At 71.4% G+C, this 24,717-nt stretch carries 21 protein-coding genes; 12 read left to right on the forward strand and 9 right to left on the reverse strand.

Translation table 11 applies throughout. The features are described from left to right. Positions 1-50 precede the first annotated feature (50 nt). Complete coding sequence (locus KJK29_RS05090) at positions 51-1,232, reverse strand: ROK family transcriptional regulator (protein WP_184588398.1); 1,182 nt, start codon at positions 1,230-1,232, stop codon at positions 51-53. Positions 1,233-1,486: 254 nt separating this feature from the next. On the opposite strand from KJK29_RS05090, the gene KJK29_RS05095 reads away from it, so the two are divergent. Further along, a complete protein-coding gene (locus KJK29_RS05095; RefSeq protein ID WP_215117501.1) occupies positions 1,487-1,894 on the forward strand; it encodes a PaaI family thioesterase in 408 nt (135 codons plus the stop codon). A gap of 12 nt (positions 1,895-1,906) precedes the next feature. Here KJK29_RS05095 and KJK29_RS05100 read toward each other — a convergent pair whose 3' ends face one another. From KJK29_RS05100 to KJK29_RS05115, 4 genes are all read right to left on the reverse strand, one after another. Next, positions 1,907-2,584 (reverse strand): GntR family transcriptional regulator, encoded by a 678-nt coding sequence (locus tag KJK29_RS05100; RefSeq protein ID WP_215117502.1) that lies wholly within the window; start codon positions 2,582-2,584, stop codon positions 1,907-1,909. A gap of 153 nt (positions 2,585-2,737) precedes the next feature. Further along, positions 2,738-3,676 (reverse strand): beta-ketoacyl-ACP synthase III, encoded by a 939-nt coding sequence (locus tag KJK29_RS05105; RefSeq protein ID WP_215117503.1) that lies wholly within the window; start codon positions 3,674-3,676, stop codon positions 2,738-2,740. A gap of 151 nt (positions 3,677-3,827) precedes the next feature. After that, on the reverse strand, positions 3,828-3,968 hold the full coding sequence (locus KJK29_RS05110) for an MFS transporter small subunit (RefSeq protein WP_425584286.1): 141 nt from the start codon (positions 3,966-3,968) through the stop codon (positions 3,828-3,830). Continuing rightward, on the reverse strand, positions 3,937-5,268 hold the full coding sequence (locus KJK29_RS05115) for an OFA family MFS transporter (protein ID WP_215117505.1): 1,332 nt from the start codon (positions 5,266-5,268) through the stop codon (positions 3,937-3,939). Before KJK29_RS05115 ends, KJK29_RS05110 begins: the two co-directional genes overlap by 32 nt. A gap of 227 nt (positions 5,269-5,495) precedes the next feature. Between KJK29_RS05115 and KJK29_RS05120 the strand changes: the two genes are divergently transcribed. Genes KJK29_RS05120 through fdhD form a run of 5 tightly spaced genes read left to right on the forward strand, consistent with a single transcriptional unit; the run spans position 5,496 to position 11,932 of the window. Next, positions 5,496-6,467 carry a 2-dehydropantoate 2-reductase gene (locus KJK29_RS05120; protein WP_215117506.1) on the forward strand — a complete coding sequence of 324 codons (972 nt, stop codon included), beginning with the start codon at positions 5,496-5,498 and terminating at the stop codon, positions 6,465-6,467. Next, positions 6,464-8,389 carry a molybdopterin oxidoreductase family protein gene (locus tag KJK29_RS05125; RefSeq protein ID WP_215117507.1) on the forward strand — a complete coding sequence of 642 codons (1,926 nt, stop codon included), beginning with the start codon at positions 6,464-6,466 and terminating at the stop codon, positions 8,387-8,389. The genes KJK29_RS05120 and KJK29_RS05125 overlap by 4 nt, the downstream gene beginning before the upstream one ends. Positions 8,390-8,395: 6 nt before the next feature. After that, positions 8,396-10,219, forward strand: a complete 1,824-nt coding sequence (locus tag KJK29_RS05130) for an NAD(P)H-dependent oxidoreductase subunit E (RefSeq protein WP_215117508.1) — start codon at positions 8,396-8,398, stop codon at positions 10,217-10,219. Beyond that, a complete protein-coding gene (locus KJK29_RS05135; protein ID WP_215117509.1) occupies positions 10,216-11,076 on the forward strand; it encodes a 2Fe-2S iron-sulfur cluster-binding protein in 861 nt (286 codons plus the stop codon). The genes KJK29_RS05130 and KJK29_RS05135 overlap by 4 nt, the downstream gene beginning before the upstream one ends. Positions 11,077-11,083: 7 nt before the next feature. Further along, a complete protein-coding gene (gene fdhD / locus KJK29_RS05140; RefSeq protein WP_215117510.1) occupies positions 11,084-11,932 on the forward strand; it encodes a formate dehydrogenase accessory sulfurtransferase FdhD in 849 nt (282 codons plus the stop codon). A 93-nt stretch (positions 11,933-12,025) separates the two neighbouring features. On the opposite strand, the gene KJK29_RS05145 is transcribed toward fdhD, so the two are convergent. Continuing rightward, positions 12,026-12,463: a MarR family winged helix-turn-helix transcriptional regulator gene (locus KJK29_RS05145; RefSeq protein ID WP_215117511.1), complete on the reverse strand. Its 438-nt coding sequence runs from the start codon at positions 12,461-12,463 to the stop codon at positions 12,026-12,028. Between the two features lie 103 nt (positions 12,464-12,566). Between KJK29_RS05145 and KJK29_RS05150 the strand changes: the two genes are divergently transcribed. From KJK29_RS05150 to KJK29_RS05160, 3 genes are all read left to right on the forward strand, one after another. Then, positions 12,567-13,484, forward strand: coding sequence for a quinone oxidoreductase family protein (locus tag KJK29_RS05150; RefSeq protein WP_215117512.1), 918 nt, complete (start codon positions 12,567-12,569; stop codon positions 13,482-13,484). Between the two features lie 154 nt (positions 13,485-13,638). After that, positions 13,639-15,510 (forward strand): sialidase family protein, encoded by a 1,872-nt coding sequence (locus KJK29_RS05155; RefSeq protein ID WP_215117513.1) that lies wholly within the window; start codon positions 13,639-13,641, stop codon positions 15,508-15,510. Between the two features lie 11 nt (positions 15,511-15,521). Next, on the forward strand, positions 15,522-16,757 hold the full coding sequence (locus KJK29_RS05160) for a DUF4185 domain-containing protein (RefSeq protein ID WP_215117514.1): 1,236 nt from the start codon (positions 15,522-15,524) through the stop codon (positions 16,755-16,757). Here the strand turns inward: KJK29_RS05160 and KJK29_RS05165 are convergent. Beyond that, positions 16,693-17,706 (reverse strand): bile acid:sodium symporter family protein, encoded by a 1,014-nt coding sequence (locus KJK29_RS05165; protein WP_215124154.1) that lies wholly within the window; start codon positions 17,704-17,706, stop codon positions 16,693-16,695. The genes KJK29_RS05160 and KJK29_RS05165 overlap by 65 nt on opposite strands. A gap of 171 nt (positions 17,707-17,877) precedes the next feature. Between KJK29_RS05165 and KJK29_RS05170 the strand changes: the two genes are divergently transcribed. From KJK29_RS05170 to KJK29_RS05180, 3 genes are all read left to right on the forward strand, one after another. Next, on the forward strand, positions 17,878-18,756 hold the full coding sequence (locus tag KJK29_RS05170; RefSeq protein WP_215117515.1) for a LysR substrate-binding domain-containing protein: 879 nt from the start codon (positions 17,878-17,880) through the stop codon (positions 18,754-18,756). 244 nt (positions 18,757-19,000) lie between these two features. Continuing rightward, positions 19,001-20,827, forward strand: a complete 1,827-nt coding sequence (locus KJK29_RS05175) for an AMP-dependent synthetase/ligase (RefSeq protein WP_215117516.1) — start codon at positions 19,001-19,003, stop codon at positions 20,825-20,827. Positions 20,828-20,987: 160 nt separating this feature from the next. After that, a complete protein-coding gene (locus KJK29_RS05180) occupies positions 20,988-21,779 on the forward strand; it encodes an aldo/keto reductase (protein WP_215124155.1) in 792 nt (263 codons plus the stop codon). A gap of 81 nt (positions 21,780-21,860) precedes the next feature. Here KJK29_RS05180 and KJK29_RS05185 read toward each other — a convergent pair whose 3' ends face one another. Together KJK29_RS05185 and KJK29_RS05190 are read right to left on the reverse strand one after the other, a co-directional pair. After that, positions 21,861-22,754, reverse strand: coding sequence for a class I SAM-dependent methyltransferase (locus tag KJK29_RS05185; RefSeq protein ID WP_215117517.1), 894 nt, complete (start codon positions 22,752-22,754; stop codon positions 21,861-21,863). A 150-nt stretch (positions 22,755-22,904) separates the two neighbouring features. Beyond that, a complete protein-coding gene (locus KJK29_RS05190; protein ID WP_215117518.1) occupies positions 22,905-24,626 on the reverse strand; it encodes a glycoside hydrolase family 6 protein in 1,722 nt (573 codons plus the stop codon). Positions 24,627-24,717: the final 91 nt, after the last annotated feature.

A 24,717-nucleotide genomic window follows, 5' to 3' on the forward strand; every position in this document is an offset into this window, starting at 1 on the left:
CAGGGCACTGTGCAGGGCGCGGTACAGGTACGCCGTACGGAACTGTGCGCTTACGCAGGTGAGAACAGGTGATCGCTGATGAGCCGGGCCGCGCCGATGACACCGGCGGCGGGTCCCAACTCGCCCAGGACGATGGGCAGATTGCCGGTCGCCAGCGGCAGCGACTGGCGGTAGACCTGGGTGCGGATCGCGGCGAGCAGGGTGTGGCCGAGACCGGTCACCCCGCCGCCGATCACCACCAGGCCCGGGTTGAAGAAACTGACCAGGCCGGCGATGACCTGGCCGGTGTGATTGCCGCCCTCGCGGATCAGGTCGAGGGCGGTGGCGTCGCCCGCGGCGGCCGCGGCGGCGACGTCGACGGCGGTGAGACCGCCGTTCGTCTCCAGACGTGACGCCAGCTCGGCCGAAAGTCCCTGCTGGGCGGCCTCCGTGGCGTCGCGGGCGAGGGCCGCCCCGCTGAAGTGGGCCTCCAGGCAGCCCCGGTTGCCGCAGGCGCAGGGCCTGCCGTCGGGCACGGCCTGGATGTGCCCGATGTCGCCGGCGCTGCCCGTCGTGCCGCGGTAGACCTCACCGCCGACGACGATGCCGCAGCCGATGCCGGTGCCGATCTTGACGCAGAGGAAGTCGGCGACGGTGCGGGCGACGCCCGCGTGCTGCTCCCCCATCGCCATGAGGTTCACGTCGTTGTCGACCATGACCGGGCAGCCGAGTTCCTGGCTGAGCGCCTCCCGCACGGGGAAGCCGTCCCAGCCGGGCATGATCGGCGGTGCCACCGGGATGCCCTCGGGGAAGCGGACCGGGCCCGGGACGCCGATGCCGGCGCCGTCGAACCCCTCCGCGAGCCCCGAGGCCTTGAGCTTGGCGGCCATGGCCAGGACCTGTTCGAAGACCGCGACCGGGCCTTCGCGTACGTCCATGGGCTGGTTGATGTGGCCGAGCGTCTCCAGTTCGGCGTTGGTGACGGCGACGTCGACCGAAGTCGCGCCGATGTCGACGCCGAGGAAGCGCAGACCGGGGTTGAGCCGGATGTTGTGGGAGCGGCGGCCGCCGCGCGAGGCGGCGAGTCCGTCGGCCACGACCAGCCCCGTCTCCAGCAGCCGGTCCACCTCCACGGCGAGCTTGGACCGCGAGAGGTCGACCTGGTCGCCCAGCTGGGCACGGGAGTTGGGGCCGCCGTCGCGCAACAGCGTGAGCAGTCGGGCCTGGTGGGCGTTTCCGGGTCGTGCGGTCATACGTCTCACGAGCCCCTCCCCGCCTCGATCGGCCTGTGCGCGCCGGTTTTCCGCCACATCAGTGGCTTGCTTTCGGAGGGAACGTAGCAGCGGCTGCCGGAGGTGGGAAGAAGTCGCGCAGGAATTGGGCTCTACTTTTTCCACTCACAGGACAAAGACACGAGGGGCGAGCCTTACCCGGCAGGTAATCGACCGTGAGCGCGGCCCAGGTCAGGCTGGCACCAGCACGCGTCGTCGACGTCCGGAGGTCCCGTATGACCGACACTCCTGCCCCCGAGGCCCTGTTGCGGGCGGTTCCCTTCGCCGGGAAGCTGGGCATCGCCCTCGAGGAGGCCGCCCCCGCCCGGGTCAGGGCCGCGCTTCCCTGGGCTCCGGAGTTGTGCACGGTGGGCGGCGCCCTGCACGGCGGAGCCCTGATGGCGCTCGCCGACACGGCCGGCGCGGTCTGCGCGTTCCTCAATCTGCCGCCGGGCGCGGGCACCTCGACGGTCGAGTCGAAGACGAACTTCTTCCGCGCCGTGCGGTCGGGCGTCGTCCGCGCCGAGGCACGGCCCGTGCACGTGGGGCGCTCGTTCCTCGCCGTCCGGACGGACCTGCACGACGAGGAGGGCACCCTGGTGGGCCAGACGACGCAGACCCAGGCGGTGCTGACAGCCCGCTGAAGGGAGCGAGCGCTACGAACGCGCCCGCGCGTGGTACGACCGCCGTGTGTGCTCGGTGTGTTCGCGCATCAGCTGAGTGGCCCGCTGTTCGTCCCGGCCCGCGATCGCGGCGATCAGTTCGCGGTGTTCGATCCAGGACTGGTGGCCGCGCTGGCGGGCCACCGGCGTGTAGTACCAGCGCACGCGCCGGTCCACCTGGGCGGCGAGTTCGGCGAGGACGGCGTTGCCGGCGAGTTCCATGATCTTGGCGTGGAAGCGGGCGTTCATGGCGACGGCGCTGTCCACGTCGTCCGCCTCGACGGCCTTCTCGCCCTCGGCGCACAGGGATTCCAGGGCCGTGAGCCCCGCGCTGGTCGCGTTGGCCGCCGCGAGCCGGGCCGCCTCGGCCTCCAGAAGCGTACGGACCGTGAGGAGCTGGTCGGCCTCCTCCTCCGTCGGTTCGTGCACGAACGCGCCCTGGGCGGGCCGCAGATCGACCCACCCCTCGGTGTTCAGCCGTTGCAGCGCCTCGCGCACCGGCTGCCGGGAGACCCCCAGATGCCCGGCGAGTTCGCTCTCGACGAGGTGCTGGCCGGGCTGGAGGGCCCGGGTGGTGATGAGTTCGAGGAGTGCCTCGTAGACACGGTCACGCAGCGGACCCGGGCGTTCCAGCTTGGGTACCGCCCCCTGGGGCAGGCCTGTCGACAGCATCGCGGTCCCCCTCCTCGGCAGGGCCGTGCACAGCGCGGCGGCCACCGGTGCCGCCGCAGAGTCAGTATCGATTGTCTTTCGTCTACAGTCTACGGCGCACAAAGGCCAGGGTTCGGGGCAGTTGGCCGCGTCACACCCCTGCGGCCGGAGGGCTCAGGGGCAGCGCACGACCTGTCCCGCGTACGACAGGTTCCCGCCGAAGCCGAACAGCAGGACCGGGTCGCCGGTGGAGACCGCGCCCTGTTCGACGAGCTTGGAGAAGGCGAGCGGGATGCTCGCGGCGGAGGTGTTGCCGGACTCGGTGACATCGCGCGCGACGACGGCGTTCACCGCGCCGATCTTCTCGGCGAGGGGTTCGATGATGCGCAGGTTCGCCTGGTGCAGCACGACCCCCGCGAGGTCGGCCGGCTCGAGACCGGCCCGCTCGCACGCCCGGCGCGCGATGGGCGGCAGCTGCGTCGTCGCCCAGCGGTAGACACTCTGCCCTTCCTGGGCGAAACGGGGCGGAGTGCCCTCGATCCGCACAGCATGACCCATCTCGGGCACCGAGCCCCACAGCACCGGCCCGATGCCGGACTCCTCGGCGGCCTCGACCACCGCGGCCCCGGCCCCGTCCCCGACGAGCACGCAGGTGGTGCGGTCGCTCCAGTCGGTCACCTCGGACATCTTGTCGGCCCCGATGACCAGCGCCCGGCTCGCGCCCCCCGCGCGAACGGCGTGGTCGGCGGTGGCCAGGGCGTGGGTGAACCCGGCGCACACGACGTTGAGGTCCATGGTGGCCGGGTTCGGCATCCCGAGGCGGGCCGCGACCCGGGCGGCCATGTTGGGCGAGCGGTCGACGGCGGTGGAGGTGGCGACCAGCACCAGGTCGATGTCGGCGGGGGCGAGGCCGGCCGCCGCGAGGGCCTTGGCGGCGGCGTGGGCGGCCAGCTCGTCGACGGGTTCGTCGGGCCCGGCGATGTGGCGGGTACGGATTCCCACCCGGCTCCTGATCCACTCGTCACTGGTGTCCACCGTGCCCGCCAGGTCCTCGTTGGTGAGCACCTTGGCGGGCTGGTAGTGGCCGACGGCGGCGATGCGCGAGCCGTTCATATGGGTGGGTCCCCCTCGTTGCCTTGGGTAGCGTGACCCACCAGTCTGAGCAGTGACTCACGGGTACGACGGCAGCCAAGGCAACAGGAAACGAGCACCAGGCTTGTCAGCTTCGGTCAGGACCCCGGACGCCCACGCACCTGTCGAACGTCTACCCGGTGAAGAGCTGCGTGGCCTTCCGGACGAGCTCGTACAGCCCGTAGGCGAGCGGTACGCCCACCCACACCCAGGCGAAGGCGATCAGCCACCGCCGGTCCGGGCTAGGCGGACTCTGACTGCTGCTGGACACGATCGGCCTCCTTCGGCTGCGGGACGTGATGACGGGGGTCGACGGGCCGGACGAGCTCGTTGGCGACGAAGCCGACGACGAGCAGGCCGATCATGATGACGAACGACAGCCCGTACAGGGACGCGCCGTGCCGGCCCGCCTCCTCCTGCCGGTCGGCGATCCAGTTCACGATCAGCGGCCCGAGCACACCGGCCAGGGACCAGGCCGTGAGCAGCCGCCCGTGGATGGCGCCGACCTGGTACGTCCCGAACAGGTCCTTCAGATACGCCGGGATCGTCGCGAAGCCGCCGCCGTAGAAGGACAGGATGACCAGCGCGCACAGGATGAACAGCGGCTTGGAGGTGTCGCCGAACAGGGCGATGAGCGCGTACATCACGGCGCCGACGCCCAGGTAGACGCGGTAGATGTTCTTGCGGCCGATCAGGTCGGACGTCGAGGACCAGCCGATGCGGCCCGCCATGTTCGCCGCCGACAGCAGGGCGACGAAGCCGGCGGCGGCCGTCACGGACACCGGGGTGGAGGTGTCCGCGAAGAAGTCCGTGATCATCGGCGCGGCCTTCTCCAGGATGCCGATGCCGGCGGTGACGTTCATGCAGAGCACGGTCCACAGGAGCCAGAACTGGGGAGTGCGCAGCGCCTGTTTCGCGGATACCTGCGGGCCGGTGGGGGCTTGTCGCGCAGTTCCCCGCGCCCCTGAGGCATGAGGCGGAACCCGGACCAACAGCACGCCCAGCAGCATGAAGACCGCGTACGACAGCCCGTGCACGAGGAAGGCCACGGCGATGCCGGAGCTGTCACCGCCGAAGGACTCCAGCATCTGCGCCGACCACGGCGAGGCGATCAGCGCACCGCCGCCGAAGCCCATGATGGCGATGCCGGTGGCCATGCCGGGCCGGTCCGGGAACCACTTGATCAGGGTGGAGACGGGAGAGATGTAGCCGATGCCGAGGCCGATGCCGCCGACGAAGCCGTAGCCGAACACGATCAGCCAGTACTGCTCCAGGGACGCGCCCAGCGCGGAGAGCAGGAAGCCGGACGAGAAGCAGATCAGGGCGACGGTCATCGCCCAGCGGGGGCCGTTGCGTTCCACGAGCGTGCCGCCGAACGCGGCGGACAGGCCCAGCATGACGATGCCCAGCTGGAAGGGCAGCGCGCTCTGCGTGCCGCTGAGTCCGAGCGCGGACTCCAGGGGCGGTTTGAACACGCTCCAGGCGTAGGCCTGGCCGATGGAGAGATGTACGGAGAGAGCGGCGGGCGGGACGAGCCAGCGGCTCCAGCCCGGGGGCGCGACTGGGGGACTCATGATTCCCGGACGGTAGGCAGTCGCAGGGAAGTTGAAAAGGCGGCGCGTCGACCGTATGCGGTGAGCGGTATTCAGCATGCGGCGAACGGTCGGCGCGCGGACCCTTGCCGCCCCAACCTCCATACTGTAGACAATATTTCGTCGACACAAGCCGCACGGCGCGTTCCCCAGCGGCCGTACGGCGGTCACACCTCCGCGGTATCCCTCAAACCGAACGGAGTGTTCCCGTGAAAGTCGCAGTTCTCGGCGCCGGTGCCATCGGCGCCTACGTCGGCGCCGCGCTCCACCGCGCGGGCGCCGAGGTCCATCTCATCGCCCGTGGACCGCATCTGGCGGCCATGAGGCAGCACGGAGTCCGGGTGCGCAGCCCGCGCGGCGATTTCACCGCGCACCCCCACGCCACCGACGATCCGGCCGAAGTGGGCCCGGTCGACTACGTCTTCCTGGGCCTGAAGGCCAACGCGTACGCGGCGTGCGGGCCGCTGATCGCGCCGTTGCTGCACGGGACGACAGCGGTCGTCGCGGCCCAGAACGGCATCCCCTGGTGGTACTTCCACCGGCACGGCGGCCCCTACGACGGCCACCGCGTCGAGAGCGTGGACCCGGACGGCGCGGTCAGTGCGGTGCTCGCGCCCGAACGGGCCGTCGGATGTGTCGTCTACGCGGCGACCGAACTCGAAGGGCCGGGCCTCGTACGGCATTTGGAAGGCACGCGGTTCTCCATCGGCGAGCCCGACCGCAGCCTCTCGGCCCGCTGTCTCGCCTTCAGTGAGGCGATGCAGGCCGGTGGGCTCAAGTGCCCGGTGGAGCCCGATCTGCGGGACGACATCTGGGTCAAGCTGCTCGGCAACATCTCCTTCAACCCGATCAGCGCGCTGGCCCGCGCGACCATGCGACAGATGTGCCTGCACGGCGGCACCCGCAAGGTCATCGAGATCATGATGACCGAGACGCTCGCGGTCGCCGAGGCCCTCGGCTGCCAGGTCGGCGTCTCCATCGAGCGCCGCCTCGCGGGCGCCGAGCGGGTCGGCGACCACCGCACCTCCACGCTCCAGGACCTGGAGCGCGGCAAGCCGCTCGAACTCGACGTACTCCTCGCGGCGGTCGTCGAGTTGGCGGAGATCACCGGCGTGGAGGTGCCCACCCTGCGCACCGTGCACGCCATCTCGGACCTGCTCGCGCTGAGGAGCGCCGCATGAGGAAACGCGATCGAAGCCCGAAGACCTACACCCGGCTGACGCACCCGCTCGTCCGTGATTCCCGCGACGAGCCCTTCCGGCGGGCGAGCTGGGAGGAGGCCCTGGACCGGGCCGCCCGGGGCATCCAGGCCGCGCGCGGCGCGTTCGGGATGTTCTCCTGCGCCCGCGCCACCAACGAGATGAACTACGTGGCGCAGAAGTTCGCCCGGGTCGTCATGGGCACCAACAACGTCGACTCCTGCAACCGCACCTGTCACGCCCCGAGCGTGGCGGGTCTGTCGGCGGCGTTCGGCTCGGGCGGCGGGACGTCGTCGTACGAGGAGATCGAGCACACCGACCTCGTCGTGATGTGGGGCTCCAACGCCCGCTTCGCGCACCCGATCTTCTTCCAGCATGTGCTGAAGGGGATCAGGAACGGGGCCCGGATGTACGCGGTCGATCCGCGCCGGACCTCGACCGCCGAGTGGGCGGAGAGCTGGCTCGGCCTCAACGTCGGCACCGACATCCCGATGGCGCACGCGATCGGCCGCGAGATCATCCACGCGGGCCTCGCCAACGAGGCGTTCGTCGAGCGGGCGACCACCGGCTTCGAGGAGTACCGGGCGCTGGTCGAGCCGTGGACGCTGTCGCTCGCCGAGAAGGTGACGGGCGTACCGGCCGCCGCCATCCGCGAGCTGGCGCACGCCTATGCCCGGGCCGAGCGCGCCCAACTGTGCTGGACCCTCGGCATCACCGAGCACCACAACGGCACCGACAACGTCCGCGCCCTGATCAATCTGTCCCTGCTCACCGGCCATGTCGGCCGCTACGGCTCCGGCCTGCAACCGCTGCGCGGGCAGAACAACGTGCAGGGCGGCGGCGACATGGGCGCGATACCCAACAGGCTGCCCGGCTTCCAGGACATCCTCGACCCGGACACCCGGCTGAAGTTCGAGTCGGCCTGGGACACCGTCATCCAGCCGCACTACGGACTGAACCTCACGGAGATGTTCGAGGCGATGGAGGACGGCGGTCTCAAGGCCGTCTACTGCATCGGCGAGAACCCGGCCCAGTCGGAGGCCGACAGCGAACAGGCCGTACGGCGGCTCAAGGCCCTGGACTTCCTCGTCGTCCAGGACATCTTCCTCACGAAGACGGCCGAACTCGCGGACGTCGTCCTGCCGGCCACCGCCGGCTGGGCGGAGACCGAGGGCACGACCACCAACAGCGAACGGCGGGTGCAGCGGGTCCGCAGGGCCGTCGCCCCGCCCGGCGAGGCGCGCGAGGACATCGACATCCTCTGCGATCTCGCGGCCCGTCTCGGACATGACTGGAAGTACGCCGACGCCGAGACGGTGTGGAACGAGCTGAGGTCGATCTCGCCCGACCACTACGGCATGACGTACGAGCGCCTGGAGGAGCACCAGGGCATCCAGTGGCCGTGCCCGAGCACGGAGCGGCTCGAACCGACGTATCTGCACGGCCGGTTGTGGGAGTCCGACCCCTCGGCACGCGGCCGGCTCGCGCCCTTCGGGATCGTGCAGCACGACCCGCCCGTGGACCTCACCGACGAGCGGTACCCGATCCGGCTGACCACCGGGCGACGGCTGGACTCGTACAACACCGGTGTGCAGAGCGGCGGTTACGCCTCCCCGCTGCGGCGCGGCGAGTTCATCGAGCTGTGCCCGGAGGACGCCGAGCGCTACGGGGTGGTGGTCGGTGAGCAGGTGCAGGTCACCTCGCGGCGCGGGTCGGTGACGGCGCCCGTGTGGGTGGACACCGCGCTGCGGCCCGGGCTCGCCTTCATGACCATGCACTTCCCCGACGAGGTGGACACCAACGCGCTGACGATCGAGGCGAACTGCCCGATCGCGGGGACGGCGGAGTTCAAGGCGTCGGCGATCCGGATCGAGAAGCTGCCCATCGCGACCATCGTGGGGTGACGCACTGTGGACCTGCACTTCGGTGACAGCAAGCCGACGGACGAGGAACGGGCGGCCGTCGACGCCCTGCTCGGGCCTCCGGAGTCCTCCTGGGAGGGCGCCGACCGCTCCGATGCCGATCTCAGGTGGGCCCGGGGCGGGCGTGAGGCCCGGGACCGCCGCGACCTGCTGCTGCCGGGGCTGCACGCGATCAACGACCGGATCGGCTGGATCAGCGACGGCGCCCTCGACTACCTCTGCCGGCGGCTGACGGTGCCTCCGGCGGAGGCGTACGGGGTCGCCACCTTCTACGCCATGTTCTCGGTCAAGCCCCGTCCGGCGACCGTGCTCCAGGTGTGCACGGACCTGGCGTGCGCGGCGGCCGGGGCGCCGGAGCTGTGCGCCGGGATCGAGGCCCGGCTGGGCCTCGGCAGCGGTGTCACGGTGGAGCGCAGCCCCTGTCTGGGCCTGTGCGAACGGGCCCCGGCGGTGCTCGCGGTCAAGGCCGGGGATCCCGTGCGTACGGCGGTGTCGGCGCCGGCGACCGTCGAGCGGGCCGTCCTCGCCGCGAGCGCTCCCGACTCGGCGCCGGAGGAGCCGCCCGCGGCGCTGGCGGTGCCCCAGGCCGGGCAGGACGGTCTGATGCTGCTCCAGCGCGTCGGCGTGGTCGACCCGGCCTCCCTCGACGACTACCGCGCCCACGGCGGCTACACCGCCCTGCGCCGGGCCTTCGAGCTGGGCCCGGCCGGGGTGATCCGCGAGGTCACCGACTCGGGTCTGGTCGGGCGGGGCGGCGCCGCCTTCCCGACCGGCCGCAAGTGGCAGGCCACGGCGTCCCAGCCGGACCGTCCGCACTATCTCGTCTGCAACGCCGACGAGTCGGAGCCGGGCACCTTCAAGGACCGTGTGCTCATGGAGGGTGACCCGTACGCGCTGGTCGAGGCGATGACGATCGCCGCGTACGCGACCGGCGCCCACCGGGGCTACCTCTATCTGCGCGGCGAGTACCCACGCGCCCTGCGCCGGCTGGAGCACGCGATCGCGCAGGCACGCGCGCGTGGACTGCTCGGCGACGACGTCCTCGGCCAGGGGTACGCCTTCGACATCGAGATCCGGCGCGGTGCGGGCGCCTACATCTGCGGTGAGGAGACGGCCCTGTTCAACTCCATCGAGGGCTACCGGGGCGAGCCCCGCTCGAAGCCGCCGTTCCCGGTGGAGAAGGGCCTGTTCGGCAAGCCGACGGTGGAGAACAACGTCGAGACGCTGGTCAACGTCCTGCCGATCCTGACGATGGGCGCCCCGGCGTACGCGGCGATCGGTACGCAGAGGTCCACCGGTCCGAAGCTCTTCTGCGTGTCCGGGAGCGTGGAGCGGCCCGGTGTCTACGAGCTGCCGTTCGGCGCGACGCTGGGCGAACTGCTCACACTCGCCGGGGCGTCCGAGGGGCTGCGGGCGGTGCTGCTCGGCGGCGCGGCGGGCGGTTTCGTACGGGCCGACGAGCTGGACATCCCTCTCACGTTCGAGGGGACGCGGGAGGCGGGCACGACGCTCGGCTCGGGGGTCGTGATGGCCTTCGACGACAGCGTGCCCCTGCCCCGGCTGCTGCTGCGCATCGCGGAGTTCTTCCGTGACGAGTCGTGCGGGCAGTGCGTGCCGTGCCGGGTCGGGACCGTGCGGCAGGAGGAGGCGCTGCACCGGATCGTGGAGCGCGCCGGCGCCGACGCCGCCGGGGACATCACCCTGCTGCGCGAGGTCGGCCGCGCGATGCGGGACGCCTCGATCTGCGGTCTCGGACAGACCGCGTGGAACGCCGTGGAATCCGCCATCGACCGTCTGGGGGCGTACGAATGACCGTCACACCGCTGGGGATCCCGCGCCGGCTGCTGGAGTTCACGCTCGACGGGGAGCCGGTGCGGGCGCCCGAGGGCTCGACGATCCTCGACGCCTGCCGGGCCGCCGGGAAGGACGTCCCGACCCTCTGCGAGGGCGACACGCTCCGGCCCAAGAACGCCTGCCGTGTCTGCGTCGTCGAGGTGGAGGGGGCCAGGACCCTCGTCCCGGCCTGCTCCCGCAAGGCCGAGGCCGGCATGGAGGTGCGCACGGACACCGAACGGGCCCGGCACAGCCGGAAGATCGTCCTGGAACTGCTCGCCTCCTCCGTGGACCTGTCGACGACCCCGAAGGTCGCCGCGTGGCTCAAGGAGTACGAGGCGAAGCCGGACCGCTTCGGCCCGGACGCGGCCCGGCTCAACGAGGAACCGAAGGTCGACAACGACCTGTATGTGCGCGACTACGACAAGTGCATCCTCTGCTACAAGTGCGTGGACGCCTGCGGCGACCAGTGGCAGAACACCTTCGCGATCTCGGTCGCCGGGCGCGGTTTCGACGCCCGGATCGCCGTGGAGCACGACGCGCCGCTGACCGACTCGGCGTGCGTGTACTGCGGGAACTGCATCGAGGTGTGCCCGACGGGCGCACTGTCCTTCAAGTCCGAGTTCGACATGCGCGCGGCGGGTACGTGGGAGGAGTCGCGCCAGACGGAGACGACGACGGTGTGCGCGTACTGCGGAGTGGGCTGCAACCTGACGCTCCATGTGCAGGACAATGAGATCGTGAAGGTCACCTCGCCGCACGACAACCCGGTGACCCACGGCAATCTCTGCATCAAGGGCCGCTTCGGCTACCAGCACGTACAGAACCGGGACTGATCAGGACATGGGACGAGTCACGGAACGACGCAAGGTGCTCCGCATCCGGGACGGGGTGGTCTCCAGCCGCCCGGACACGCTCGTCGCGGAGGAACCCCTGGAGATCCGGCTCAACGGCAAACCCCTGGCGATCACCATGCGCACCCCGGGCGACGACTTCGCGCTGGCGGCGGGCTTCCTGGTGAGCGAGGGGGTGCTGGCGGAGCAGCGGGACCTGCAGAACATCGTGTACTGCGCCGGGGCGACGGTCGACGGCTCGAACACGTACAACATCGTCGATGTGAAGACGGCCCCGCACGTGGTGATCCCCGACATCACGCTGGAGCGGAACGTCTACACCACGTCGTCCTGCGGCCTGTGCGGCAAGGCGTCGCTGGACGCGGTGCGCACCACGGCGCGGTGGCCCATCGCCGACACTCCCCCGGTCCGGGTCACCCCGGAGCTGCTCGCGGGCCTGCCCGACCGGCTGCGCGCGGCCCAGCGGGTCTTCGACCGGACCGGGGGCCTGCACGCGGCGGCCCTCTTCTCCGAGGACGGGGAGCTGCTGGACGTCCGCGAGGACGTGGGCCGGCACAACGCGGTCGACAAGCTGGTCGGCCGCGCCCTGCGGAACGGGGACCTGCCGCTGTCGCGGACGATCCTGCTCGTCTCCGGCCGGGCCTCCTTCGAGCTGGCGCAGAAGGCCGTGATGGCCGGGATGCCGGTGCTGGCGGCGGTGTCGGCGCCGTCGTCGCTCGCGGTGGACCTGGCCGCCGAGACCGGTCTGACGCTGGTGGGCTTCCTGCGGGGCGGCTCCATGAACGTGTACGCGGGTGAGGACCGGATCGCTCTGCGGGCGGCGGCCGCCCAGGGCTGAACAGGTTCCTCCGCGACACGGCGGCGGGGCCCCGACCGGCGGGGAGCGCCCCCTGCGCCGCAGGGGCCCCGTCTCGAACCCGGGCCGGCCGCTTCAGCCGTCCGTGCCGGATATCCGTCGGAGCATGTCGGTGAACCGCTCGCGTTCGGCCGCCGACAGCGGGGCGAGCAGTTCGTCGTTGGCGGCGCGGGCCGCCTTCTCGCAGCGCTTGAGCAGCCGGGCTCCCCGTGCGGTGAGGGACACGGCGTTCTTGCGGCGGTCCCTGGGGTCCGGCTCGCGCAGCACCAGGTCCGCCGCCTGGAGGTCGTCGAGGATGCCGACCAGGTCCTTGGGGTCGAGCCGGATCCCGCGGCCGAGGTCGGCCTGGGCGACGGGGCCGAGGTCACGGACGGCGGACAGCACCACGTGGTGCCACATCCTCATGTCCTTCTCGGCCAGCGCCTCGGCCACCAGGGTCCGGCCGCGGGCGGCGGCGCGGCCGAGCAGCCAGCTGGGCAGGGAGCGGATCGCGGGCAGAGGGGCTTCCGACATGGCCGCAGCCTAGCCAAGAAATCGTTGGGTCTTCCTATGATCGTCCTATACCGTTGGGCTCCCCAACGACTTCATTGGGGTGACCAACGATCCCGGAGGTGCGATGCGCCGCGTCCGCTACGAATCCCGAGGCGGCCCCCTGTTCGTGGAGGAGGCTCCGGTCCCCCGGCCCGGTCCAGGAGAGCTGCTCGTGCGCGCGGAGGCCATCGGCGTCACGCTCCCGGTCGTACGCAAGGTCACCGAGGCGGCCGAGCCGGGCCCGCTCGGCGGCGAGATCGCCGGGGAGGTCACGGCCGTCGGCGAGGGCGTCACCCGCTTCGGCACCGGCGACCGTGTGACGGGGCTCTGCTTCGGCCACGGCTACGCCGACTTCGCCCTGCTGCACGAGGCCATGGCCTCCCCGGTCCCGGCCGGTGCCCGCGCCGTCGACGCGGTCGCCCTGGTCCGCGGCGGCCTGGTCGCCCTCGGCGCCCTGGCGGCGGCCCGGCCCGAGCCCGGCGAGGCGGTCCTGATCACCGGGGCGGCGAGCGGCGTCGGGCATCTGGCCGTGCAGCTGGCCAGGACGCGGGGCGCGGGCCGGGTCGTGGGGGCCGTCTCCGACCCGGCGAAGGCCGCCTTCGTCCGGGGCCTGGGCGCGGACCACGTCGTCGGCTACGGCGACGACAGCTGGGGCGCGCCCGTCGACTACGCCCTGGACGCGGTCGGCGGTGAGCTGCTCCCCCGGGTCCTCTGCTCGCTCGCCCCGGAGGGACGGCTGGTGGCGTACAGCTCGGGCGGCGGCACCGTCCGGGCGTACGACCTGCTCGTGGGCGCCAAGTCGGTGATCGGGTTCCAGATGGCCCGAATCGCCCGGGGGAAGCCGGAGTTGTACGAGCGGTGGCGCGAGGAGCTGTGGCGGCTGTTCGCGGCGGGAGAGATCCAGCCCGTCGTCCACGGGGAGTTCGCCCTGGCGGACGCGGCGAAGGCGCACGGGGAGATCGAGGCCCGGGCCAACCGCGGAAAGGTCGTCCTGATCCCCTGACGCACGCTTCTTGTGGGGGGTCTGTGAGTCCAAGTACCGTCTGTGGCCCCACACATGGGACGTGGGATGTCCGGTTGTCCGTATCAGCCGCCCGGATGTCCGTTCCCATGGCTCGGTGGTCCAGCCGACAGACGCATGAAGGGCAGGTCGCACCATGCCGTCAAGTCTTCGCGCACGTCTGAGATCCACCCTGACAGCCGTTCTCGCCGCCGCGGCACTGCTCGCGCCGGCCCTCCCCGCCGAGGCCCGGCCGGCCACGGCCTTACCGGAGTTCGAGCAGCAGGTCCTCTTCAAGGCCTCCCAGGACCCCGGCTACGCCTGCTTCCGCATCCCGGCGATCGTGCGGACCACGTCCGGCACACTGCTCGCCTTCGCCGAGGGGCGCGTCCTCAACTGCGGTGACGCGGCCGACATCGACATCGTCCTCAAGCGCTCCACCGACGGCGGCCGCACCTGGGGTCCGCTCCAGGTCGTCACCGAGGGCGCCGGCGACACACACGGCAATCCGGCGCCCCTCGTGGACCGCGGGACCGGCCGGATCCTGCTGGCCGAGACGTACAACACCGGCCGTACGGACGCCGGGAACTGCACCGTCCCCTGCGACCGCACCCCGCATCTGCAGTACAGCGACGACGACGGCCGGACCTGGTCGAAGCCGCGCGACCTGAGCGACCAGATCCTGCCCGCGCACTGGAACTCCTGGTACGCCACGGGCCCCGTGCACGGCATCCAGCTCACCCGCGGCAAGCACGCCGGGCGGCTGGTGTTCGGCGTCAACACCGAGACCTGGGACGGCAGCCGGGTCACCGCGAACCACGCCGCTCTCATCGTCAGCGACGACGGCGGCGACCACTGGCGGATCGGCGCCACGGACTCCTGGCCCATAGCGCAGGACGGCACGTTCCGGCAGAAGCCGTCCGAGGTGACCCTCACCGAACGCACCGACGGCGCCGTCCTCGTCAGCGGCCGGGAACAGGACGGCACCGACCTGGGCCACCGCTCCCAGACCCTCAGCCGGGACGGCGGCGACAGCTTCGCCACGCCCTTCCGCGACCTCCCGGACCTCTACACCCCGCAGGTCCAGGGCGCGACCGAACGCCTCGGCGACCGGCTGCTGCTGTCCGCTCCGGCCGACCCCGACCGCCGCCGGACGATGATGGTCCGCTCGTCCTGGGACGGCGGGCGCACCTGGGACACCGTGGACCGGGGCACGGTCGTCACCACCGACTGGTCCGGCTACTCCGACATGGCGGCCGTCGACGGCACGACGGTGGGCCTGCTGTACGAGGGCGGCGCGGTCGACGCCCGCGACGAGATCCGCTTCGCCCGCTTCACCGAGGACTGGCTCAAGCCCCGCCGGGGCCCCGACCCGACCACCCGAGACGCCGCGTCGGCCACGACGCCCGCGGCCGTGCTCGGCGGTGCCGCGCGCACCACCGGCGTACGCGGCGGCGCCCTGTCCTTCGACGGCACCGACGACGCCGTACGGCTGCCGTACCGGTCCCGGCTCCCGCTCGGCGAAGGGGACTTCACGGCCTCGCTGTTCTTCCGCTACACGGCCACGACCGGCGAACAGCCCTTCCTGTGGATGGGCGGCATCGGCAGCACCCAACCGCAGATCTGGCTGCGCGGGGAGCCGGCGAGCGACCGGGTCCGGGGGCTCATCACCACCCGGTCGGGCGCGACCACCGTCAGATCGGCCTCGGTGTGGACCGACGGCGCCCACAACGACGGACGCTGGCACCATCTGGCCCTGCGCCGGGGCGACGGGAAGCTGACGCTCTTCCTCGACGGTACGCCGCTCACCACCGCGGACGTGCCGGGCTCCGTCAGCCGCAACTCCCCGTTCGGCGTGCACATCGGCCAGCGGATGGACAGCAGGGCGTTCCTCGGCGGGGCGATCGACGACGTCCGCGTCTGGAACCGGGCGCTGTCCGACGAGGAGTTGGCGTCCGGCGCCGCGAAGGCGGCCGCCAGGGGCACCGTCCTGTGGCTGCCCATGGACCAGGTGAACGGCAGCAACTAACGTCACGGAGCGTGCCCGACGACTCAAGAGCAGCACGAGCACGACAGCGCACCGGAACCGGGATCGGCCTGCTGCTGGCCCTGGTTCTCGGTGCCGCCCTGATCATCGCCCTGCCCGACGACGAGAGCCGGGACGACGACGCCTGCCGGGCCCGGACGGTGGACTCCTGGCAGGCGGACGACGCCCTCACCGCCGAGTTCGCCCGCTACGGCGACGACGCGAGCCGCTCCGACGACTGGACCGGCGGCGACGGCACCCACTCGCTGCGGCTGCCCGACGGCCGGGTGCTGTGGCTGTTCTCGGACACCTTCCTGGGCCGGGTGTACGGCCCGCCCAACCCGGCCGGCGAGTCCCACGCCTGGCGGGACACGGCCGAACCGCTGGTGCGCAACTCGGCCGTGCTGATGCGCGACGGCAGGCTCGAAACCACCCTGCCCGCCCCGCTGTTCGCCGACCCGGCGCCGAACCAGTGGCGCTGGCCGGTCGCCGCCCGCGTCGAACCCCGCTCCCCCGGCTCCTCCGAGCAGGTCGTCCGGGTGCTGCTGTGGGTGCGCACGGCGGGGCAGGCCCCGTGGATCTTCGGCGTGCCCACCGCGACCGAGGTCGCCACGCTGTCCCTGCCCGCTCTGCGCCTGGAGTCGATCGTCAAGGTGCTCGACCAGCAGTTGGTCCCCGACCCGTCCCGGCGGGTGCTGTTCGGCACCACACTGGTCGAGGAGGACGGCTGGACGTACGTCTTCGGCGGCGACGACGGCCAGGCCGCCTCCCGCCCGGCCTCGCACGCGTATCTCGCGCGCGTACGGGAGGGCGGGCTCGGGGATCCGGCGGCCTGGCGGTACTGGAACGGCTCGGCGTGGACGGCCGCCGCCCGCCCCCGGCCGGTGCTCGGGGACGGGCAGCGCAAGGGCGTCGGCAGCGCGTTCTCGGTCGTCCGGGACGGCGGCACCTACGTGCTGTTCACGATGGCCACCGGCACGAAGGGCCTGACCACCGTGGCCTCGTACTGGGCGTGTTCCCCGGCCGGGCCGTGGCACGGGCCGGCGAAGGAGTTCAGCCCGTCGCTGCCGCAGGGCCAGGTGGCCGCCTACAACCCGCAGGTCCATCCGGTGCTGAGCGGCGACGGGCGGCTCGTCCTGAGCTACGACGTCAACTGGCTGGAGACGACCGGCGCGGCGGCCCAGCTCAGCCGGAACGTGTCCCTGTACCGACCGCGGTTCGTGTCTCTGCGGCTGGCTCCGGCGCGGTGACCTCGGCGCCCGGGTCGTGCGAGCGGCGCTTGGCGATCACCGCGCACACCATCAGCTGCATCTGGTGGAAGAGCATCAGCGGCAGCACGGCCAGCGAGGCGTGCGCGCCGAACAGGACGCTCGCCATGGGCAGTCCGGAGGCCAGGGACTTCTTCGAGCCGGCGAACTGCAGGGTGATCCGGTCCTCCCGGCTGAAACCCAGCCCCTTGCCGCCGTACCAGGTCAGCAGCAGCATCACGGCGAGGAGCACGGCCTCGACACCGAGCAGCGCGCCCAGCCGGGCGGGGCTGACCTGGTGCCAGATGCCCTGCACCATGCCCTGGCTGAACGCGGTGTAGACGACGAGCAGGATCGAGCCGCGGTCCACGAGCCCGAGGACCTTCTTGTGCCGGGTCACGAAACCGCCGATCCAGCGGCGCAGCACCTGTCCGGCGAGGAACGGCACGAGCAGTTGCAGCACGATCTTCAGCAGCGAGTCCGCGGAGAACCCGCCGCCGCTGCCGCCGAGCAGCGAGGCCGCGAGCAGCGGGGTGGCGATGATGCCGATGAGGGAGGAGAAGGAGCCCGCGCAGATCGCGGCGGGCACGTTGCCGCGGGCCATCGAGGTGAAGGCGATCGACGACTGGACGGTCGACGGGACGAGCGTGAGGAAGAGCAGCCCCTGGTAGAGCGGGTCCGTCAGGATCACCGGCACCAGCCCGCGGGCCGCGAGGCCGAGCAGCGGGAAGGCGACGAAGGTGGCGGCCAGGACCGTGAGGTGGAGCCGCCAGTGCCGCATGCCGTCCAGCGCCTCACGTGTGGAGAGCCGGGCGCCGTAGAGGAAGAACAGCAGGGCGATCGCCGCCGTGGAGGCTCCGGACGCCACATCGGCGACCGACCCGCGAGCCGGGAACAGCGCGGCGACGCCCACCGTCGCCAGCAGGAGAAGGATGAACGGGTCGATCGGCATCCGGCGCGGCCGGCGCAGGCGTTTCACGGTGCTCCACTTGCTCGGTACGTACAGGCGGTACTGGGGCCGGGGAGGCCCCCTCCCATCCTGCTCCCCGGCTCGGCGATCGGGAATCCCGTATACCGCACTGACTGTCATCGCGTTCCGCGATGGGCGCGCTAACCTGAGGGCATGTACGACCCCTCCCATCTGCGCACCTTCCTGTCGGTGGCGCAGACGCTGAGCTTCACGCAGGCCGCGCGGCGGCTCGGGCTGCGGCAGTCGACGGTCAGCCAGCATGTGCGGCGGCTGGAGGACGCCACGGGGCGGACGCTGTTCAGCCGGGACACCCACTCGGTGGAGCTGACGGAGGACGGCGAGGCCATGCTCGGTTTCGCGCGCCGGATCCTGGAGGTGCACGAGCAGGCGACGGCGTTCTTCACGGGCACCCGGCTGCGCGGCCGGCTGCGCTTCGGCGCCTCCGAGGACTTCGTGCTGACCCGGCTGCCCGAGATCCTGGAGGGCTTCCGGCACGAGCACCCGGAGGTCGATCTGGAGCTCACGGTCGAGTTGTCGGGCACGCTGCACGAGCAGCTCGCCGCCGGGAAGCTGGACCTCGTGCTGGCCAAGCGGCGTCCCGAGGACCCGCGCGGCGAGCTGGTCCGGCACGACAGGCTGGTGTGGATCGGCGCGGACCGGCTCCGCCTCGACCCGGACCGCCCTGTGCCGCTGATCGTCTACCCGCCGCCGGGCATCACCCGCGCGCTCGCCCTGGAGGCGCTGGAGCGGCAGGGCCGCGAATGGCGTGTGGTGTGCACCAGCGGCAGCCTCAACGGCCTCGTCGCGGCGGCCCGCGCGGGCCTCGGCGTGATGGCCCACTCCCGCGGCCTCATCCCGCCGGGCCTGGTCCGGGTCCCGGACCGGGCGGGCCTGCCGGAGCTGGGGCAGGTCGACTTCGTGGTGGTCCACGGCCGGCGCCGGCCCTCCGCGCAGGGCGCCGCGGACGCGCTGGCCGCGGCGATCCTGGCGGGCGGGGACCGGCTGCACCGCAGTGCGCCGAAGGGCCTGTGAGGTGCGTGCCGGGCCGTGGCAGCGTCGTACAGATTCGGTGGAGATTACGGCACCGAAACTTACTCAACCGTCAGTTATCTGTCCGACCCTTCCCTGTCTGAGCGCATTTTCCCGCGTTGACCAGCGCCAACCAGAGCATCGCTCGGCTTCGCGCCCCTCCCGCACCCCTGGCCGGGTGGGGTAGCTTTCACGGCGCTGTGCGGAGCGTCACTCAACAGAAGCGCTGAGGAGCGGGGAGCGGGGTTTGCGCGAGTTCACCAACCCTCCGTTGGCGTTGGCACCTCCGGTGGGCGGTCTGGCCGACGTGGTCTTCCAGCATGCCCAGGAAGACCCGCTGTACATCGCCCTGGGCCGCAAGGACGACGCGGGGCACTGGCGGGATGTCACCGCCGCCGAGTTCCGTGACGAGGTGCTCGCCCTGGCCAAGGGCCTGCTGGCGAGCGGCATCCGGTTCGGCGACCGGGTCGCGATCATGTCCCGCACACGCTACGAGTGGACGCTCTTCGACTACGCGCTGTGGACGATCGGCGCCCAGGTCGTGCCGATCTACCCGACGTCCTCGGCCGAGCAGTGCTTCTGGATGCTGTACGACGCCGAGGTGACGGCCGCGATCGTGGAGCACGAGGACCACGCGATGACGATCGCCACCGTCATCGACCGGCTGCCGCAGCTTCGGCGCCTGTGGCAGCTCGACTCCGGTGCCGTGCACGAGCTGTACGACGCCGGGGCGCACCTCGACGACGAGGTGGTGCACCGCCACCGGCAGGCCGTCACGCCCGACTCGGTCGCCACGATCATCTACACCTCGGGTACCACCGGGCGCCCCAAGGGCTGTGTCATCACGCACGGCAACTTCGCGTACGAGGCGGACACCGTCATCGAGCGCTGGGAGCCGGTGTTCCACTCCAAGCGGGGCGACGAGGCCGCCACCCTGCTGTTCCTGCCGCTCGCGCACGTCTTCGGGCGGATGGTCCAGGTCGCGGCGATTCGCGGCGGGGTGAAATTCGGCCATCAGCCCCAGCTCAACGCGGCGGCTCTGCTGCCCGATCTGGCCGCGTTCAAGCCGACGTTCTTCCTGGCGGTGCCGTACATCTTCGAGAAGGTGTTCAACGCCTCCCGCCGCAAGGCCGAGAAGGAGGGCCGCTCCGGCCCGTTCGAGAAGGCCGTGGACATCGCCATCAAGTACGCGGACGCCGTCGAGGCCAAGGCCTGGGGCATCGGGCCGGGCCCCTCTGCGGGGCTGCGCATGCAGCACCAGCTCTTCGACAAGCTCGTCTACTCCAAGATCCGTGCCGCGATGGGCGGCCGGATCCGGCACGCCATGTCGGGCGGCTCGGCGATGGACCGGCGGCTCGGTCTGTTCTGGGCCGGGGCGGGCGTGCACATCTACGAGGGCTACGGCCTGACCGAGTCGACGGCCGCCGCGACAGCCAACCCGCCCGGACGCACCCGTTTCGGCACGGTCGGCCAGCCCATCCCGGGCATGACCGTGCACCTCGCGGACGACGGCGAGATCTGGCTGCACGGCCAGAACGTCTTCCAGGGCTACCTCAACAATCCCAAGGCCACGGACGAGACCCTGCACGACGGCTGGCTGGCCACCGGCGACCTGGGCTCGCTCGACGAGGACGGCTACCTCACCATCACCGGCCGCAAGAAGGAGATCCTGGTCACATCGGGTGGCAAGAGCGTTTCCCCCGGTGTGCTGGAGGAACGCGTCCGTGACCATCCACTGGTCAACCAGTGCATCGTCGTCGGCAACGACCGCCCGTACATCGCCGCCCTCGTGACCCTCGACCCGGAGGCCGTGGAGCACTGGCTGGCGATGCGGAACAAACCGCAGCTGTCCGCCGCGGAGCTGGTGCGGGACGCGGACCTGGAGACGGAGGTGCGGCGCGCGGTGGTCGCGGCCAACACCCTGGTCTCGCAGGCCGAGTCGATCCGCACCTTCCGCATCCTGGCGCAGCCGTTCACCGAGGAGCACGGGCTGCTGACCCCGTCCCTGAAGCTGAAGCGCAAGGCGATCGAAAAGGCGTACGAGAACGAGGTCGAGGCACTCTACCGGGCATGAACTGCCTGTTAACGGATGGTGTGCCACCCGTCGGAATTCTCCCGTCAGGAATGCATCACGGCTCGTGATCGTTGACGATGGGAGTACACCCGCCCACAAACCTAAGGATCGAGAGCTCGTGAGCAAGGTCCCCCAGATCACCCTGAACAACGGCATCCAGATGCCCCAGCTGGGGTTCGGCGTCTGGCAGGTGCCGGACGACGAGGCCGAGTCGGCCGTCGCCACGGCGCTGGAGGCCGGGTACCGCAGCATCGACACAGCGGCGATCTACGGCAACGAGGAGGGCACCGGCAAGGCCGTCGCCGCCGCCGGTCTCCCCCGCGAGGAGCTCTTCGTCACCACCAAGCTCTGGAACGCCGACCAGGGGTACGACTCCACGCTGCGCGCCTTCGACACCTCGCTGGAGAAGCTCGGCCTGGACTATGTCGACCTGTACCTGATCCACTGGCCGCTGCCGGCCAAGGACACCTACGTCGACACCTACAAGGCGTTCGAGAAGCTGCACGCCGACGGCCGGATCCGGGCCATCGGTGTCTCCAACTTCCTGCCCGAGCACCTGGAGCGGCTGCTCGGCGAGACGTCGGTCGTCCCGGCGGTGAACCAGATCGAGCTGCACCCGCACCTGCAGCAGAGCGCCTCCCGTGAGTACCACGCGGCGCAGGGCATCGCCACCGAGGCCTGGTCGCCGCTCGGCCAGGGCAAGGGCCTGCTGGAGGTTCCGGCGGTCGTGGCCATCGCCCGCAAGCACAACCGCACGCCGGCCCAGGTCGTGCTCCGCTGGCACCTCCAGCTGGGCAACGTGGTGATCCCGAAGTCCGTGACGCCCTCGCGGATCAAGGAGAACATCGAGGTCTTCGACTTCGAGCTGGACACCGAGGACCTGGCGGCCATCAGCGCCCTCAACGAGGACCGCCGCATCGGCCCGGACCCGGCGACGTTCGACGGAGCCTGAGCCTCCGCCCGGCCCTGCGACTGCCCGCAGCCGGTCACTCGGCTGCGGGCAGTCGTGTTCCTCGGGGCGGTACGGCCCTGCTCAGACCGCCCGGACCGCCGTGTGCACCGTGTGTGCCTCCAGCACGAACACATCCGCCCGCCGGTGCAGACTCGCCTCGTCGTCCGGGTCGAGGAGCCGGTCGAGGGTGGCGAGGTCGTCCGCGTCGAAGCCCTCCGGGATCCGCTCGCGCAGATGCGACAGGGACCCGACGACATACTCACGGGCCCGCTCCGAGGCGGGTGCGGGCAGGTCCAGCAGGAAGGTGTGCGTCCTGGCGGGCTTCAGCCCCGCCGACGCCAGCAGCGCCGGCCAGTCCTCCGTCTCCGCGACATAGCCTGGCAGCTCCGTGCGCATCCGCGTGAACCACTCCGCCTCCAGCGCGTCGAGCCGCGCCTGGAGTCCGGGCCGGCCGATGCCGATGTCGCGCGGCAGATACCGGGCGGGCAGGCCGCCCTCCATGAGCGCCAGCGTGCCGCCGGGCGCCAGCCGGGCCGCGAACGCGGCGAGCGCGGCCCGCTGGTCACCGAGGTGGTGCAGGCTGCGGCTCGCCCAGAGCAGGTCGGCCGGGTAGTCCAGCTCCCCGAGCACCTCGGGGAGTTCACCGGCGATCGTGGAGAAGCGGTCGGCGACGCCCAGCCGCTCGGCCCGTGCCCGCGCCCGCTCCAGCAGCGGCTCGGAGCCGTCCACCGCGACGATCCGCGCGCCCGGGAACGTCTCGGCGAACAGACACGACACGACACCCGGCCCGCTGCCCGCGTCGACGATCAGGCCCGGCTCGGTCACCTCGTGCGCCAGCCAGCCCATGGCCCGCTCGTACAGGGAAGCGAACAGCTCGGCCTGGGACTCCAGCCTGGGAGCCATCGCGGCCCAGTCGAGGTGCGTGTGGTCGTGACGGTCGTGCTCGTGACGGTCGTGGTCGTGGTCGTGCGCCATGGCGGTCAGCCTCTCCCTCGGATGCCGCCAGACTGCGCCGACGCACCGGGAGAAGGCCACCACTGTTGCCGCTCCCGCAAAAAAGCCGGGGCACACCGATCCGCCGGGGCCGAAGCCCCGGCGGACCCGTGGGGACGGGCTGTCAGCCGCTCAGGACAGCGGCGGGTACGCGTTCTGCATCAGCTGCCGGAACTGGGCGGAGAACCAGTGCCCTGACAGCGGCGCGTCCGGCAGGGAACCGGACAGGTTGTTGCCGTTGCGCGGGTTGCCCGTGTAGGTCGGGTCGCACATCCGGTCGAAGCCCTTGCCCTCGTCGTTGGCGATCTCCTTGCTCGCCCCGTCGGACTCGCCCGGCGGCTTCATCCACACATAGGCGTCGATCCCCGCGGCCGGACTGGCCTGGGGCCGCTCGCCGAGGCCGGCTCCGGACTGGTTGCACCAGTTGCCGACGTGGATGCGGCGGTCGTAGCGGCCGCCGTTGACGTAGGTGTCGACGGAGGTCTGCGCACCCGGGCCACTGGGCCGGGCCGAGCCGCCCCAGCCGTTGCGGGAGGTGTCGATCAGCATGCCGATCGAGGACGGGAAGCCCGCCGAGACCAGCTGGTTGCGGAAGCCCTGGGCGAAGGACTGCTCGTCGACGTAGCGGTTCCAGTCGACCCACTTCGACTCGCGGACGGACTTGCCGGCCACGTTGTCGTTGATGGTGAAGTTGTTCTCCTTCAGGGCGCTGTAGTTCGCCGTGTTGGTGATGAAGCCGTGGACGTCGCCGACGGTCGCGCCCTCGGCGGTCGCCGCCTCCTTGAACAGGGTCGCGGAGGCACCGAAGTTGTCGTCCCAGCCGATCCAGCCGTGGTGCCCGGCGTCGACGTAGTTGTAGACGTTCGGCACGTCGCCGAGCTTGTTGAGCGCGTAGCCGACGCCCTTGACGTAGTTGCCGTTGGCCTTCATCACATCGCACTGCGGGGTGGCCGTCGGACGGCTGCCGGTGTTGGTGACGAGGTTCGGCAGCGAGTCGATCTCGACGGTGGTGACGATCCGCAGCGAGGCGTACTTCGAGTCGGCGAGGATCGCCTTGATCGGGTCGATGTACTGCGTCTTGTACTTGTCGATCTCCGTCGGGCCGAGTTCGCCGTTGGAGGCGAGGGCGGCGCAGTCACGGCCGGGCAGGTTGTAGATGACGAGCTGGACGACGAGTTCGCCGGAGCCCTTCTGGCGCAGCGCCTCGTCGAGGTGGGCGCGCAGGCCCATGCCGCCATTGGCGCCGTTGATCGCCGCGATCCGGTCCAGCCAGACACCCGTCGGCTGGCTGGAGATCCGGCTGCCGCCCGGCTCGGCGGCGGCCTTCGCGGACCACTCCGGGTTCACGTACACCTTGGCGCCGGAATAGGGGTTGTCGACCCGGTTGGACGGGCCGCCGGGGCCCGGTGGGTCGGTCGGCCCCGGGGTGCCGCCGTCGTCGACGTTGCAGGTGACGCCGTCGAGGGTGAAGGTGCCCGGGATCGCGTTGCTGCCGCTGTAGCTGCCCTGGAAACCGAAGCTGACCGAGGCGCCGGTCGCGAGCTGGGCGTTGTAGCTCTCGTTGGCCGCGGTGACGGCGGCACCGCTCTGGCTCAGCTTGGCGTTCCAGCCGCTGGTGACCTGCTGGTTGCCGGCGTAGGACCACTTCACCGACCACGAGGACTTGGCGGCGCTGTTGTTGGTGATGGTCACGGCGGCGGTGAAGCCGGTGCTCCACTGGTTCTGGATCTTGTAGTCGACGGTGCAGGGGACGGCGGCGATGCCGGCGCCGTCCGGGTCGACCGCGAACGCCGTGCCGGTCGCGCCGGCGACCAGGGCCATGGCGGCCAGTAACGCTGTTCTCGTACGGCTCATGAGTGCGGGTTTCCCTTTCGCTGGTGGGGGTGTCAGCCGTTCAGGGCGCGCTCCGACAGGGACATGAGGGAACTGAGGAACCGAGGAACCC

Origin of the sequence: Streptomyces koelreuteriae, assembly GCF_018604545.1 — a bacterium.
Taxonomy (GTDB): Bacteria; Actinomycetota; Actinomycetes; order Streptomycetales; family Streptomycetaceae; genus Streptomyces; species Streptomyces koelreuteriae.